Consider the following 13,007-nt stretch of genomic DNA (forward strand, 5'->3'; position numbering starts at 1 on the left):
CCTGCCGACCGGCTGGGGCTGTCTACATGGTGGGGCTCAGGCGGCCGCGCAGCATCAGGCGCATGCGCTGGCCCAGGCGTTTGTAGGCGGGCGGGGCGTGGTGCGCGCCGAAGTCGACGGTGGCTTCCTCGCTGCCCACGTCATGCCCGTACTTCTGGGTCAGGAAGTACCGGTGGTCCATGATCCACAGGTACAGGTCCGCCTCGGTACGGCCGGGGAAGCGGGTCATGACGTCGTGCTTCTCGATGTTCTCCACGATGCGGCTGTACATGCGCCGGTACCAGCTTTCGGCCGCTTCCTCGAAGGTCACGGGGGGCAGCCCGGCCCGTTCGGGTTTGCGGTCCAGGAAGTACTGGCGGGTGCGGATGTGTTCCAGCAGGCGTTCGTACCGGCCGGGCGTGGTGAAGCGGATGTCACAGTGGCCGGGCACGACACGGTCGAGGTTGGTGGCTTTCAGGAACTGCGCGTACTCGCCCTTGATGATCAGGGTCTTGAGGGTGTCGTCCTCCTCGGGCGGCACGGTGACGTGCAGTTCGATGACGTACGCGTCGATGTACTTCTGGCCCTGGCGGCGCGCGACGGACACGCGGTGGTTGCCGTCCTTCACGAAGTACAGGTCCCCGACCTTGTACACCTGGATGGGCGGCAGTTCCTTGCCCTGCAACTGCGCCGAGCGCACGCCGATCCAGCGTTCGTCCAGGTGGCGTTCCTTGGGCAGGTAATGCCGGTCGAATTCGCGGTAGCGGTCCACGGACCCGATGATGTGGTCCACCTCGATGGTCTGGAGGCCGCGCTGGAACTCGCCGTCCGGGGCGAGGTGGCGGACCCATTCGAAGGGCAGCAGTTCGTTCGGCTGGCGGCGCAGGATGGCCAGCAGGTCGCGGACGTCACCCAGGAAACGGGCGCGCTCTACTTCGTGCTTGGCCTGATCGAATGCGGACATGAGGCTCAACTCTCCTTGCGCCCGTGCGGGGCGCGTGTGGGCCGGGAGCCTGCCATCATCCAGGGGAACAGAGTAAGGCCCCGGTATGCTTCGCAGTTTACACCGCGCCCGGCCGGGCCGGCGGTACCCCTGTCCCTACTATGGGCCCGCGCGTCACCCGCCCGTCAGGGGGGGCAGGCCCGGCGCGCGGCGCGTCTATCGGAAGCCTTCATGTGCGCCTCCGATGGTGTGCTGCGCCCTGTGCGGCGCGGGGGCCGGGCGTGTTGAATGCAGGCATGCTCGGGAAATTCTTCAAGAAACCGGCCGACGACATGGGGGGCCGCGTGCCGCCCGGCCAGACGCTCACGACCCGCTTTCCGGTGCTGACGTACGGTCCCACGCAGCACTACGCGCCGCAGGACGTGGTGATCCGCGTGACCGGACTGGCCGGGGAGAAAACCCTGACCTGGGCGGATCTGATGGCCCTGCCGCAGACCACCCTGACGTACGACATCCACTGCGTGACGCACTGGAGCAAACTGGACACCACCTGGACCGGCGTGCGCGTCGTGGACCTGATGGAACACCTGCAACTGGAGCCCGGCGCCACCCACGTCATGCAGCACTCGGTGGGCGGCTACACCACCAATCTGAGCCTGGAGGACTTCACGCGGCCCGAGAACCTGCTGGCCCACACCTTCGACGGGCAACCCCTGGACGCCGAGCACGGCGGCCCGCTGCGGCTGGTCGTGCCGCACCTGTACTTCTGGAAGAGTGCCAAGTGGCTGACCGGCCTGGAATTCATGGCGGCCGACCAGCCCGGCTTCTGGGAGAAGAACGGCTACCACATGCGCGGCGATCCCTTCATCGAGGAACGCTACGACGACGACTGAGCGGCCGACGGCAGAATCCACGGCCGACCTGACCGGTGCGGGCGAGTACCTTGTGCCGGACGTGCTGTGCCCCGGCCTGACGCTGGTGCTGGTCGGCACGGCGCCCAGCCGGATCAGTGCCGCCGCCCGCGCGTACTACGCCAATCCCGGTAACAAGTTCTGGCGCACCCTGCACGCCGTGCGCCTGACGCCCACCCTGCTGGACCCGCAGGAGTACGCCCGGCTGCCGGACTTCGGGATCGGCCTGACCGATGTCGCAAAGCGGCACAGTGGCGTGGACGCCGCGCTGCCCGCCCACGCCTTCGCGCCAGACGAACTGCGCGGCAAGCTGTGCCGCTACCAGCCGAGCCTCGTGGCATTCACCAGCAAGCGCGGCGCGGCCGAAACGCTGGGTGTACCGACCGCCCGCCTCGGGTACGGCCCGCAACCGGACCCTCTGGAAGGCGCGGAAGTCTGGGTGCTGCCCAGTACCAGCCCGCTGGCGCACTCTCACTTTGTGCTGGAACCCTGGCAGGCGCTTGCGGCGCGCGTGACTGACCTGCGGGCAATGGCCCGAGCCGGGCTGAGCGGGAACGAATCTCACCCGCACGCCGTACCGTGAAGCGTATGGCGTCCCGTCCCACCAGAACACCGCTTGACCGTTCCCGGATCGTGGCGACCGGCGCGGCGCGGGCGGCCCGCACCCTGGTCCACGCGGCCCGCCGTGACCCGGACAGCCCAGCCGACCCCTGGTCGCCCGGCGCGGCCCTACAGCCCACCGTGCGCCGCGCCGGGAGCCTGCTGGCCCTGACCGTGATCGGCTTTCTGGTCCTGGGCGTGCTGGTGCCCCTGGCGATCCTGCTGGGCATCGGCGTGGCCAGCGGCAGCGACGTGGCCGGCTGGCTGCTGGGGCTGGTGCTGCTGCTGCTCTTGGCCTTCGGCATGTGGGCCTTCGGACGCGCCCGCACCCTGACCCGCCCCGCGCCCATCACGCTGGACGCCGCCGCGCCCCCCGAGGAGTGGACGCTGCTGGAAACGTTCCGGCAGCACGAGCGCCGCCTGCCCACCCCCGCCCGGCCCGCCCTGCAATCCGCCGTGCAGGCCACCCGCGAGGCCCTGCGCGTCACGGCCGGCGGCACCCTGACCCGCGACGCCTTCGACGCCCGGCAGGCCGCCCGCGAGGACCTGCCCGAGCTGCTGATGGCGTGGCAGAGCGGCCCGCGCCGCCCCGAGGACCTGACCCGCGAACTGGAAGTCATCGAAACCCGCATGCGGCAGGTCGCGCGGGCGCAGGCGGCCGGGCAGGACCGGGAAACGCAGGCCCGCGCCCGCTACCTGCGCGACAAGTACGCCCCAGGCGATTCCAGCGACGACTGACCGCCGCCTCTGCACTCCGGGCGGCTCGCAGCAGATGATACGGACTCCGGTTGAAAGGTTTTCAGAAGCTTTCCACCCGAGCGGACTCGTAGAGCTGCGCCGCAGAGCGAACAGGAGAGAAACGCCCTTCCGGGCGTGGAGTTGACAACCCGGCGCGTTGGTGGGTTGCCAACGAAACAGACGGAATCCGTATGAGATCCCCCTCTGCGTCAGCGCAAGAAACGCTGTATGACACCGCAAGTCACTGCGTTCCCTCCGGTACGTTTGTCCGGCCGGGCCGGGGAGAGGATGGGGGCATGAGTCGCCGTACCCTGCCTACCGCCGCGCTGACCGCCCTGTGCCTCGGCGTGCTTTCCAGCGCCGCCGGACAGGGCCGCCTGCCGCCCGTTCCTCCCCTCGCTCCGGCTCTCACCGTGCCGGAACGGCTGGACGCCACGGGAGTCCTGGCCGCCGGTCCCGCCCTCCCGGCAGAAGACGCCGCTCTGGTCTTCGACCCTGGTGTGGTGGCCCTGACCGACCCTGCCCAGCCGACCCTGGACGCCGTGCCCGCCCGGCGCGTCGTGCAGCCCGGCGCGTCCGTTCCCGGCACGCCCGCCGACCTGAACGCCAGCATCACCGTCCGTTACGGCCCAGGCACCCCGGCCGCCGTGCTGCTGCTGATGCCCGGTTACCTGGGCGGCGCGGGCAGTTTCGACCGGCTGGCGCGGCAGATCGTGACGCTGCACCCCACCTGGGCCGTGTGGGCCTTGGACCGCCGCAGCAACCTGCTGGAGGACCACTCGGCGCTGCTGGGCCGCGACATTCCCACCCTGCAACGCATCGTGCGCAGCGGACTGCCGGCCCGCCCGGCGTCCAGCCTGCCGTTCATGAAGGACTGGGGCCTGGACACCACCCTGCGCGACTGGCACGAGGCGGTGCTGGAGGCACGCAAACTCACGCCGAACGTGTTCATCGGCGGGCACTCCATGGGCGGCACCCTGACCGGCCTGTACGCCGCGTACGATTTCGGCGGCGTGGCCGGAGAGCGCGACGTGCGCGGCCTGATCATGCTCGATGGCCTGCCCGGCCTGATGAGCGGCACCCCCCTGACCCCCGACGAGTACGCGCAGGCGGCCCGCAACCCACTGGGGCCCCTGCCGGGCCTGAACGGTCTGGAACGCAGCCCCTTCGTGGACTCCGTGGTGTTCAGCCCCGTGTTTGCCAGCCGCGCCGCCGCGCAGGCCCGGCTGGCCGCCCTGAACCCCGGTGCCCTGGCCCCGGGCGGCGGCCTGACCCGCTACCCCGCCACGAACCTCGCCGCCGCGATGGGGCAACTGGAACAGCAGTACGCGCTGCTGCCGTTCCTGGCGCTGCGCAGCGGCCGCCCCACCAACGCCGCAGACGCCCCGAACCTGGGCGCGCAACTGCTGGGCGGGCGCGGCGCACGCTGGATCACCGGCCCGAAAGACCCCACGAAACCCGTCGGCTGGGAGACAGACGTCACCTCGCCCACCGACCCGCAGGACTTCACGCGGCGCTTCATCACACCCCTGAGCGACTACAGCGAGTGGTACTTCCCGAACCGCCTGACCCTGGACCTCGCCGCCGCCCGCACCGACACGCGCGGCACACCCTTCGAGAAGACCCTGCCCGTCTGGTACACGGCGCAGCTCAGCGTGCCCATCCTCGGCATCGCCGCCGCGCAGGGCGTGACCACCGAGGCGCAGTACCAGCAGTACGCCGCGACCACCCAGGCCGCCCTGACTACCCACACCCTGCCGGACGCCGCGCACCTGGACATCACCGTCACGCGTGGCGATCAGGTGGCCCGCTGGATCACCGACTGGATGCAGCCCCTGATGCGCTGAACGGACACCCGCTGAATGCCCACGCCCACATGGAAATAGCACAGGCCCCCGCGTGACAGCGGGGGCCTGTGTCATCCGGAACCCGGTTCTCTCCTGCTCGCTCTGTTCGGGTTGAAAGCTTTTGCAAACCTTTCAACCGGAGTCGGTATCAGTCGAGGTCTATGAACTCCCCATCCCCGGAGTTCACGTACTGCTCGATGTACTTCAGGTACCCCTGCCGTCCGGCCTCGCGCGTCCAGGTTTTCACGCTGCTGCGCAGGCGGTTCATGCCCAGCCGGAGTTCCTCGGCGCTGGGGTGCTCGCCCGGCTGTTCAAGCAGCGTGGTCAGGTTCCGCAGCGCGGCGTCGTGCACTGCGGCGCGCAGGCCGTCCAGTTTGCCGGGCTTGAACGGGAAGTTCGTCGCCTCGGCCCGGTAGCGGCGCGCGAGTTCCTCGAAGGCGCTGTCGGCCATGGCGTCCGTCAGGTCCGGGTGCTCGCCGTACACGCCGAGAACCGCGAGTTCCACGGTCATCAGGTACGGCAGCAGGCGGTCGTCTGGGACGCTCATTTCAGTTTCGCCTGCAGGTACGCGGTCAGTTCGCTGATCTTCACGCGTTCCTGCGCCAGCGTGTCGCGGTCACGGACGGTCACCGTGCCGGTCAGGCTGGCGTCCTCGCCCCTGTCCGCCCCGCTCTGGCCGATGGTGTCGAAGTCCACGGTCACGCAGTACGGCGTGCCGACCTCGTCGTGCCGGCGGTACGCCTTGCCGATGTTCCCGCTGTCTTCCAGCAGGATGCGGCCCAGGCCGAGCTTCTGCAGGTCGTTCTTGATGCTCCGGGCCAGTTCGACCAGTTCCGCCTTGTTGCGCGCCAGCGGAATCACGGCCACCTTGATCGGCGCAAGGTGCGGCTTCAGCTTCAGCACGATGCGCTCGTTGCCGTTCTCCAGGGTTTCTTTGGTGAACGCCTCGCTCAGCACGGCCAGCAGGGCACGGTCCACGCCGGCCGACGGTTCGATCACGAACGGCACGACCGGCTTGTTCGTCTCCGGGTGCGGGATGGTCAGCTTGGCGATGGAGTCCAGGTTCTCCTCGACGTTCGCCACCAGGCCCAGTTCGCTCTGGTTCTTGGTGTGGCTGCCCAGGTCGTAGTCGCTGCGGTTGGCGATGCCCTCGATCTCCTCGTGGCCCAGAGTGGGGTAGTCGTACATCAGGTCGTACGTGCGCTTGGAGTAGTGCGCCAGGTCCTCTTTCGGCACGTCCAGAATCTCGATCTTGCTGCGCGGGACGCCCTGCGCCTCCCACCAGCTCAGGCGCCGCTCCAGCCAGTGCTCGTGCCACTCCTCGTCCGTGCCGGGCACCACGAAGAACTCGATTTCCATCTGCTCGAGTTCCCGCACGCGGAAGATGAAGTTGCGGGGCGTGATCTCGTTCCGGAAGGCCTTCCCGATCTGCGCGATGCCGAACGGCAGGCGGCGGCTGGTGGAGTCCACGACGTTCTTGAAGTTCGTGAAGATGCCCTGCGCCGTCTCGGGCCGCAGGTAGCCGTAACTCTCGTCGTCAGCGACCGGGCCGATGGTCGTCTTGAACATCATGTTAAAGGGTTTGGGTTCGGTCCAGTCGCCCACTTCACCGCTGAACGGGTCGCGCACGCCCGCGTCTTTCAGGGCCTGCGACGCCTGCGCGGGGCTGGCGTTCAGGGCCGCCACGACCGCCGGGAAGTTCTCGGCACTCTGACCCATGGCCTCGGCGACCTTCGCAATCACGTCGGCTTTCTGGTCCTTCACGAGGTGATCGAGGCGGTAGCGTTTGTTGTTCTTCCTGTTGTCGATCATCGGGTCGCTGAAGGTCGCCTCGTGACCGCTGTGCCGCAGCACCTGCCGGTGCATGATGATGCTGGCGTCCAGGCCTTCCATGTCGTCACGCTCGTACACGTTGGCGCGCCACCACGCGGCCTTGATGTTGTTCTTCAGTTCCACGCCCAGGGGACCGTAATCGTAGAAGCCCTGAAGGCCCCCGTAGATCTCGCTGCCCTGGAAGATGAATCCACGGCGTTTACACAGGCTGACGAGTTCTTCCATCGAAGTTGCGGGCATACGTACTCCTTTTCGGGCAGGTACAGGAAAACGCCCCAGACGGCGGCCTCTTTCCGGCACTCGCTCGTCTGGGGACGCATGAAGTCACGCGCGGTTCCACCCCAGTTCCGGTCACCACTGTCTGCGGCCCGACCGGCACTTTTGTGTCTGTTGAAGCTCCCCGCCGCCCTTCACGCGCGCCTCGCCCTGCCTGACTCTCACCGTCTCAGACTCGCTCCGTGGGGGCACTCGCGTTACTCCTGCGGATCAACGCCCGTCCAGTGTGCGCCAGTCCGCCCCGGAGGGTCAAGTCAGGGCCAGCAGGTCAGGGCCGGTCGGGCCATGGGAGGTCTGTACCCCCCACTACCCACTGCGCCGGCGGCTGCACACTTTGCAGCACACCGACCGGCGGCAGGCTGGAATTCACGGTGCGCGTGAACGACACGGCGTTCCAGCCGCGCAGCAGGTTCAGTCCGAAGGTCACGTTCCCACGGACCTCCGACCGGCCCGCGTCCCGCAGGCCCGGCAGCACGCACGCCACCGTTCCTGACACCTGCACGGGCCGGTCGCTGAACAGCAGGCCGCCACTCCCGCGCAGGGTTTCTTTCGGCACGCCGTTCACACTGGTCACGGACCCGCTCAGGGGTGCGGCCTTCTGGGCGCCGACCGTCACGCTGGCCCGCACCGCGCGGGCGTCCGGCACGCTGAACGTGGGCGGCGCGTCGCACCGTAGGCCCAGCACGTCCGCCGACAGCACCGACCCCACCCCGGCCGCCAGGGTCGGAAGGGGCAGCGTGACGGCTCCCGCCCCCGTCAGCGTGGACCGCTCCAGTTCGGTGCCCGTAGCCGCCTCGCTTAGTACCAGTGGGGCCGCGCTGCCCGTCCACGGCTGCGTGAGCGGGCCGCTGCTGCCCTCGCCCGCGTACTGCACAGCCGCGCCGCGCACCCCGGTCAGCCCCGGCGGGAGCGTGATGGTCACATCCAGGAACTGTTCGGCGGTATTCCCGGCCCCGTCGGTCGCCTCGGCCCCGTAGCGGTACGTACCGCCGCTTCCCAGTGGGTCCGTCCACTCGAACGGCGCGGCCCTGTCCGTGCCCAGCAACTGCCCGTCGCGCCTGAAGGTCACCCCCGCCACGCCGGATTCGTCACTGGCCCCGGCCAGCAGATGCACCACGCCCGGCGCACTCTGCGAGAGCGGCGTGCCCAGCCCCAGCGTCACCACGGGCGGCACGTCGTCCTGCGCGGGCACCGAACGCGGCGGCGTGCAGCCACTCAGGGCGGCCAGCAGCAGCGCCGCCGCGCCGCACGACCGCGCAGTCACGGGGGACCGGTCCCGCGTCCACCCGCGCTGCGCAGGAAAGGAATCCGTGTGAGGCCGGACCGGGAAGGGAGTCATGCCCAGAGTGTACCGGCGGTCAGTTAATGCGGGTGTGCGGCGTCTGTGCACGGCCTGAAGGTCCCCCGTGCCCGCGCCCCGTGCCGGCATCCACGTAAGTGAGGCGTGAGAGACGCATGAACTTTGCCACTGTCGTTGGTGCAATGAAACTGCACCCTATCCTGACCACCTCCATCACCGGCCTGCTGGCCCTGAGCGCCTGCACCCCCGTACAGCCCGGCACCACCGATTACGTGCCGCTCGTGCAGGACAGCATCCTGGCCTTCACGCGCCTCGCCCCAGGCCAGACCGTCTTCGTGGAGTACCGCTACCCCCGCTCGCTCCTGGAAGAGAACGAGGAATTCGACACCTACTTCAACGCCCTGACGTTCGACTACGCTCCGGGCGCCCGCGTGAACGGCAACGTCCCCGACCCGGTCCGCGCCGCCGACTGGCTGAAATTCAAGAGCGCCGACGCACCCAAAGGCGTGACCATCTCGGTTCAGAAGGTCAACGTGGCCCGCGCCGTGCGCCGCACCACCGAGACGGGCGGCAGCGTCAATGTGCAGTACAACGACCAGTTCCGCGTGACGTACAAGATCACGGCCACTGCCGACGCGGCGACTGGCGTGGACGCCGCCACCGTCACCTTCACGGATGGCAAGAACAGCCCCGACGTGAACCTGAACCTGAACATCAACAAGTAATACGGACTCCGGTTGAAAGGTTTGCAGCAGCGTTCAACCGGAGCGGACTCGTAGAGCTGCGCCGCAGAGCGAGGGGGAGCAGAGCGGACTGTCGGGCGTGAAGTTGGCAACCCGGCGCAGTGGTGGGTTTTGAACGAAACCGGAATCTGTACCTGGGCCCGGCGGCCCGCCAGAGCAGGTGCCCTCCCAATCCGGTGAGGGCACCTTGCCGTATGGCGTACACCCGTCCCTGTCTGAGCGGCCCGCGCCGACTGTCAGGTCTGTCGGGTCAGAGTGGCCCCGCAGGCCGTATCCTGTGCGTTATGCCTGTTGCGGAATCCCGTCCGGAAACACACCCGGATTTTGAACTTGAACGTGAGCACCTGTCCCAGACGGTCTCGGCCATGATCCGCCAGATCGAGTTCTGGGAGGACCGGGACCGGCAGATGGGCGCGGACCTGGAAACCAGCATCATCCTGGGTGATCAGGCCGAGGAGTTCGCGGCGATGCTCTCGCCGCACGTGCACCAGCCGTTCTTCGGGAGCCTGAAGGTGCGCGTGGCGGGCCGTGAGCAGACGCTGTACGTCGGGAAGCACGGCTTCCGGGACGTGAAGGGGCCGTACTCGGTGGTCAGCTGGGACAGCGAGGTGGGCAGCCTGTTCTACTCGGACGCGCTGGGCTGGACGCCCCGCAAGGGCAGCGCCGGGGTCATCAAACGCCGCCGTCAGCTGGACGTGCACAGCAAGAAACTGCTGCGCGTGACCGACCTGTACGACGACGAGCACGGCGGCGACACCGGAGGCCGCGAGGAGGTGCTGCTGCGCCGCCTTCAGGAGGACAGCACCGCCGGAATGCGCGACGTGGTCGAGACCCTGCAACCCGAGCAGAACGCCGCCATGCGCGCCCCCGCCGGGACGCCCGTGATCATTCAGGGCGCGGCGGGCTCCGGGAAGACCACCATCGGCTTTCACCGCCTGACCTGGATGACCAACCCCGACCGGGGCGTGCACCGCGCCCGCCCGGAAGCGTGCATGGTTCTGATGCCCAACCGGGTGCTGGCCGCGTACGCCGCGCGCATCCTGCCGGAACTGGGCATCGAGCGGGTCGTGGTGACCACCCCGGAAACCTGGGCGACGGGCCTGCTGGGCCTGGAGAAACTGGAGGTCACGGACCGCACCCTGAGCCTGCTGCTGACCGACCGGGACAACACCCGCCGGGCGCTGGCGTGGCGTAAGGCGAAACTGCTGGGCGACGCCCGCATGCTGGACGTGGTCCGCACGCACCTGTGGGGCAAGTTCAACGCGGGTCTCGCCGGGCAGAGCATCCGCGAGAGTATCGAGGTGCGCGGGCGTGAGCCGGTCGTGCTGCACTTCCCGGAAACCGAACTGGCCGCCATGCTGCGCGACGTGTTCGCCGCCGACCCACTCGCCGGGTACCGCGCCGGGATGCGCCGCGCCATCGAATCCGAGGCCCTGTCGCGCCTGAACGTCCCGGAAGGCGAGGAGGTGGGCGTGCTGCGGCAACTGTCCGCGCCGCTCACGACCTTCCTGGGCCGCGTGTTCGCCTCGACCACGCCCATCACCGAGGCCCGCCGCCTGCTGGGCAGCGCCGACGCCCTGGCTGCCAGTGGCCTGCTGACCGACCGCGAGATTCAACTGCTGCTGACCGACCCTCTCAGCGGCATTCCCACGCCGCGCCGCGCGAACGCGGACGTGACCGAAATTCCCGTCATGCTGGCCGTGCAGGCCTTCACGGGCGGCATCGGGCGACTGGACGGCCGCACGCTCGAACCCTTCGATCACGTGGTGCTGGACGAAGCGCAGGATTACTCGCCGCTGCTGTACGCGCTGCTGGGCCGCGCCACCCGCCCCGGCCACATCACCGCGCTGGGCGACCTGAACCAGGGCATGCATGGCTACAAGGGCCCCAGTTCCTGGGAGGCCGTGCAGGCACAACTGCCGGGCGCGCAGGTGCTCACGCTGGGCCGCACGTACCGCTCGACGCGGCAGATCACGGAACTCGGGGCGCGGATCGCCGCGACGTACAACCGCGCCGCCGCCGTGCAGGGCGTGGACCGCGACGGGGCCGACGTGCAGCGCTACACTGCCCCGGCCAACTCCCCGCACGGAGAACTGCCCCTGATCGCGCAGGCCGTCAAGGACGCGCAGGCCGCCGGGCACAAGAACATCGCCATCGTCACGCGGCGCGGCGTGGACGCCGACCGCCTCGCCGAGGCCCTGCGGGAATTCGATACGGACGCCCAGCCCATCACCACCCAGGAGCACCGCTTCCGGGGCGGACTGGTCATCCTGCCCGTCAACCTCGCCAAGGGCCTGGAATTCAGCGCCGCCATCGTCGCCAGCGCCAACGCGCAGACGTACGACGAGAGCACCGAGTACGAACGCCGCCTGCTGTACGTCTCGGCCAGCCGCGCCCTGCACTGGCTGGGACTGGTCAGCGCCGGGGACCTGCACCCGCTGATCGCCTGAACGTCAAGGTTTGCGCGCCGCACTCCTCATCCCGCCCTGGGCGGGGTGGGGGAGAGTGGGGTCATGAGCGACGATCAGAAGACCACTGGCCAGGGCGGCCTGCCGGACGACGCCGGGAACGGCATGAGCGAACGCAGCGGCCACTACGACGAGTCGGGTACGGGCACGCAGGACACGGCTCTGGGCAGCAGTGCGCCCGCCACGCCCGGCGCGGTGCCGGAAGATCAGGCGTCCGGGACCGGCACGACCTTCGGCGCGGACCCGAACGACGACCAGCGTTCCTGACCCCAGTTCCCACCCGCCTTCCGGGCCTCCGCCACCTTTGGGGCGGGGGCCTTTCCCGTACACTGGTCGGCTGATGAGCGCCCCTGCCCGCCCGCCCCTGACGCTGTCCGTCGCGCCTATGATGGACTGGACGGACCGGCACTGCCGGGTCTTTCACCGCGCCCTGACCCGCCGGACGCTGCTGTACACCGAGATGGTCACGACCGGCGCGATCATCCACGGGGACCGCGACCGGCACCTGGGCTTCGACGCGGCCGAGCATCCGGTGGCGTTGCAGCTGGGCGGCAGTGACGCCGCTGCCCTGGCCGAGTGCGCCCGCATGGGCGAGGACTTCGGGTACGACGAGATCAACCTGAACTGCGGCTGCCCCAGCGACCGCGTGAGCAGCGGGTCGTTCGGCGCGTCCCTGATGGGCACGCCAGACACCGTGGCCCGCGCCGTCGAGGCCATGCGCGCCGCGACGCGCCTGCCCGTGACGGTCAAGCACCGCATCGGCATCGACGACCTCGACAGTTACGAGCACCTGACGGGCTTCGTGCAGACCGTGGAGGCCGCCGGGTGCGACACGTTCATCGTGCACGCCCGCAAGGCGTGGCTCTCGGGCCTGTCCCCGAAGGAGAACCGCGAGATTCCGCCGCTGCGGTACGACGTGGTGCGGCAGTTGAAGGCCGACTTCCCGCACCTGACGGTCGTGCTGAACGGCGGCGTGCTGACCCTGGACGCCGCGCAGGACGCGCTGGCCTGGGCGGACGGCGTGATGATCGGCCGCGCCGCGTACCACGACCCGTTCATCCTGGCCCGCGCCGACCAGGACGTGTTCGGCGAGAGCGCGCCGCCCGTCACGCGCCGCGAGGCCATCGAGGCCTTCGTGCCGTACGTGGCCGCCCAGCTGGAGGCGGGCCAGCCGCTGCCGCGCATGATGAAGCACACCCTGGGCCTGTTCGCCGGTCAGCCCGGCGCCCGCCACTGGAAACGCACTCTCAGCGAGCAGGGCTACAAACCCGGCGCCGGACTGGAAGTGGTGCGCGCCGCCCTGGAAGGCGTGCCCGCCGAGGTGCTCGACGCCCGCCCCGGCATAACTGCGCCCCAGCCCGCCTGACCG

General features: G+C 69.4%; 12 protein-coding genes. 8 read left to right on the forward strand and 4 right to left on the reverse strand.

Features of this window, described 5'->3' with window-relative positions:
- Positions 1 to 22: 22 nt before the first annotated feature.
- Positions 23 to 943: a DUF4032 domain-containing protein gene (locus M8445_RS10030; RefSeq protein ID WP_273987629.1), complete on the reverse strand. Its 921-nt coding sequence runs from the start codon at positions 941 to 943 to the stop codon at positions 23 to 25.
- Between the two features lie 275 nt (positions 944 to 1,218).
- Here M8445_RS10030 and M8445_RS10035 point away from each other — a divergent pair, with 275 nt between their 5' ends.
- The 4 genes from M8445_RS10035 (at position 1,219) to M8445_RS10050 (ending at position 5,018) form a co-directional block, all read left to right on the forward strand.
- Complete coding sequence (locus M8445_RS10035; RefSeq protein WP_273987630.1) at positions 1,219 to 1,815, forward strand: sulfite oxidase-like oxidoreductase; 597 nt, start codon at positions 1,219 to 1,221, stop codon at positions 1,813 to 1,815.
- A gap of 52 nt (positions 1,816 to 1,867) precedes the next feature.
- Positions 1,868 to 2,416 carry a mismatch-specific DNA-glycosylase gene (locus tag M8445_RS10040; protein ID WP_273987631.1) on the forward strand — a complete coding sequence of 183 codons (549 nt, stop codon included), beginning with the start codon at positions 1,868 to 1,870 and terminating at the stop codon, positions 2,414 to 2,416.
- 5 nt (positions 2,417 to 2,421) lie between these two features.
- Positions 2,422 to 3,171: a hypothetical protein gene (locus tag M8445_RS10045; RefSeq protein WP_273987632.1), complete on the forward strand. Its 750-nt coding sequence runs from the start codon at positions 2,422 to 2,424 to the stop codon at positions 3,169 to 3,171.
- A 296-nt stretch (positions 3,172 to 3,467) separates the two neighbouring features.
- The gene (locus M8445_RS10050) at positions 3,468 to 5,018 is read left to right on the forward strand and encodes an alpha/beta fold hydrolase (protein WP_273987633.1); all 1,551 of its coding nucleotides are present in this window, start codon (positions 3,468 to 3,470) and stop codon (positions 5,016 to 5,018) included.
- A 148-nt stretch (positions 5,019 to 5,166) separates the two neighbouring features.
- Here M8445_RS10050 and M8445_RS10055 read toward each other — a convergent pair whose 3' ends face one another.
- The 3 genes from M8445_RS10055 to M8445_RS10065 form a co-directional block, all read right to left on the reverse strand.
- A complete protein-coding gene (locus M8445_RS10055; RefSeq protein ID WP_078302459.1) occupies positions 5,167 to 5,565 on the reverse strand; it encodes a hypothetical protein in 399 nt (132 codons plus the stop codon).
- On the reverse strand, positions 5,562 to 7,091 hold the full coding sequence (locus M8445_RS10060; RefSeq protein WP_273987634.1) for a glycine--tRNA ligase: 1,530 nt from the start codon (positions 7,089 to 7,091) through the stop codon (positions 5,562 to 5,564). Before M8445_RS10060 ends, M8445_RS10055 begins: the two co-directional genes overlap by 4 nt.
- Before the next feature lie 304 nt (positions 7,092 to 7,395).
- Complete coding sequence (locus M8445_RS10065) at positions 7,396 to 8,466, reverse strand: Ig-like domain-containing protein (RefSeq protein WP_273987635.1); 1,071 nt, start codon at positions 8,464 to 8,466, stop codon at positions 7,396 to 7,398.
- 143 nt (positions 8,467 to 8,609) lie between these two features.
- Between M8445_RS10065 and M8445_RS10070 the strand changes: the two genes are divergently transcribed.
- From M8445_RS10070 to dusA, 4 genes are all read left to right on the forward strand, one after another.
- Positions 8,610 to 9,152, forward strand: coding sequence for a hypothetical protein (locus tag M8445_RS10070; RefSeq protein WP_273987636.1), 543 nt, complete (start codon positions 8,610 to 8,612; stop codon positions 9,150 to 9,152).
- Positions 9,153 to 9,454: 302 nt separating this feature from the next.
- The gene (locus M8445_RS10075) at positions 9,455 to 11,620 is read left to right on the forward strand and encodes a HelD family protein (RefSeq protein ID WP_273987637.1); all 2,166 of its coding nucleotides are present in this window, start codon (positions 9,455 to 9,457) and stop codon (positions 11,618 to 11,620) included.
- A gap of 63 nt (positions 11,621 to 11,683) precedes the next feature.
- Complete coding sequence (locus M8445_RS10080) at positions 11,684 to 11,905, forward strand: hypothetical protein (RefSeq protein WP_273987638.1); 222 nt, start codon at positions 11,684 to 11,686, stop codon at positions 11,903 to 11,905.
- A 73-nt stretch (positions 11,906 to 11,978) separates the two neighbouring features.
- Positions 11,979 to 13,004, forward strand: a complete 1,026-nt coding sequence (dusA, locus tag M8445_RS10085) for a tRNA dihydrouridine(20/20a) synthase DusA (protein ID WP_273987639.1) — start codon at positions 11,979 to 11,981, stop codon at positions 13,002 to 13,004.
- Positions 13,005 to 13,007: the final 3 nt, after the last annotated feature.

Origin of the sequence: Deinococcus aquaticus (genome assembly GCF_028622095.1) — a bacterium.
GTDB lineage: Bacteria > Deinococcota > Deinococci > Deinococcales > Deinococcaceae > Deinococcus > Deinococcus aquaticus.

Excerpts from the sequence above, each read along its gene's own strand:
- M8445_RS10065 (WP_273987635.1), bottom strand. The coding sequence starts at position 8,466 with ATGACTCCCTTCCCGGTCCGGCCTCACACGGATTCCTTTCCTGCGCAG.
- M8445_RS10060 (WP_273987634.1), bottom strand. The coding sequence starts at position 7,091 with ATGCCCGCAACTTCGATGGAAGAACTCGTCAGCCTGTGTAAACGCCGT.
- M8445_RS10045 (WP_273987632.1), top strand. The coding sequence starts at position 2,422 with ATGGCGTCCCGTCCCACCAGAACACCGCTTGACCGTTCCCGGATCGTG.
- M8445_RS10055 (WP_078302459.1), bottom strand. The coding sequence starts at position 5,565 with ATGAGCGTCCCAGACGACCGCCTGCTGCCGTACCTGATGACCGTGGAA.
- M8445_RS10070 (WP_273987636.1), top strand. The coding sequence starts at position 8,610 with ATGAAACTGCACCCTATCCTGACCACCTCCATCACCGGCCTGCTGGCC.
- M8445_RS10050 (WP_273987633.1), top strand. The coding sequence starts at position 3,468 with ATGAGTCGCCGTACCCTGCCTACCGCCGCGCTGACCGCCCTGTGCCTC.
- M8445_RS10080 (WP_273987638.1), top strand. The coding sequence starts at position 11,684 with ATGAGCGACGATCAGAAGACCACTGGCCAGGGCGGCCTGCCGGACGAC.
- M8445_RS10075 (WP_273987637.1), top strand. The coding sequence starts at position 9,455 with ATGCCTGTTGCGGAATCCCGTCCGGAAACACACCCGGATTTTGAACTT.
- M8445_RS10030 (WP_273987629.1), bottom strand. The coding sequence starts at position 943 with ATGTCCGCATTCGATCAGGCCAAGCACGAAGTAGAGCGCGCCCGTTTC.
- dusA (WP_273987639.1), top strand. The coding sequence starts at position 11,979 with ATGAGCGCCCCTGCCCGCCCGCCCCTGACGCTGTCCGTCGCGCCTATG.
- M8445_RS10035 (WP_273987630.1), top strand. The coding sequence starts at position 1,219 with ATGCTCGGGAAATTCTTCAAGAAACCGGCCGACGACATGGGGGGCCGC.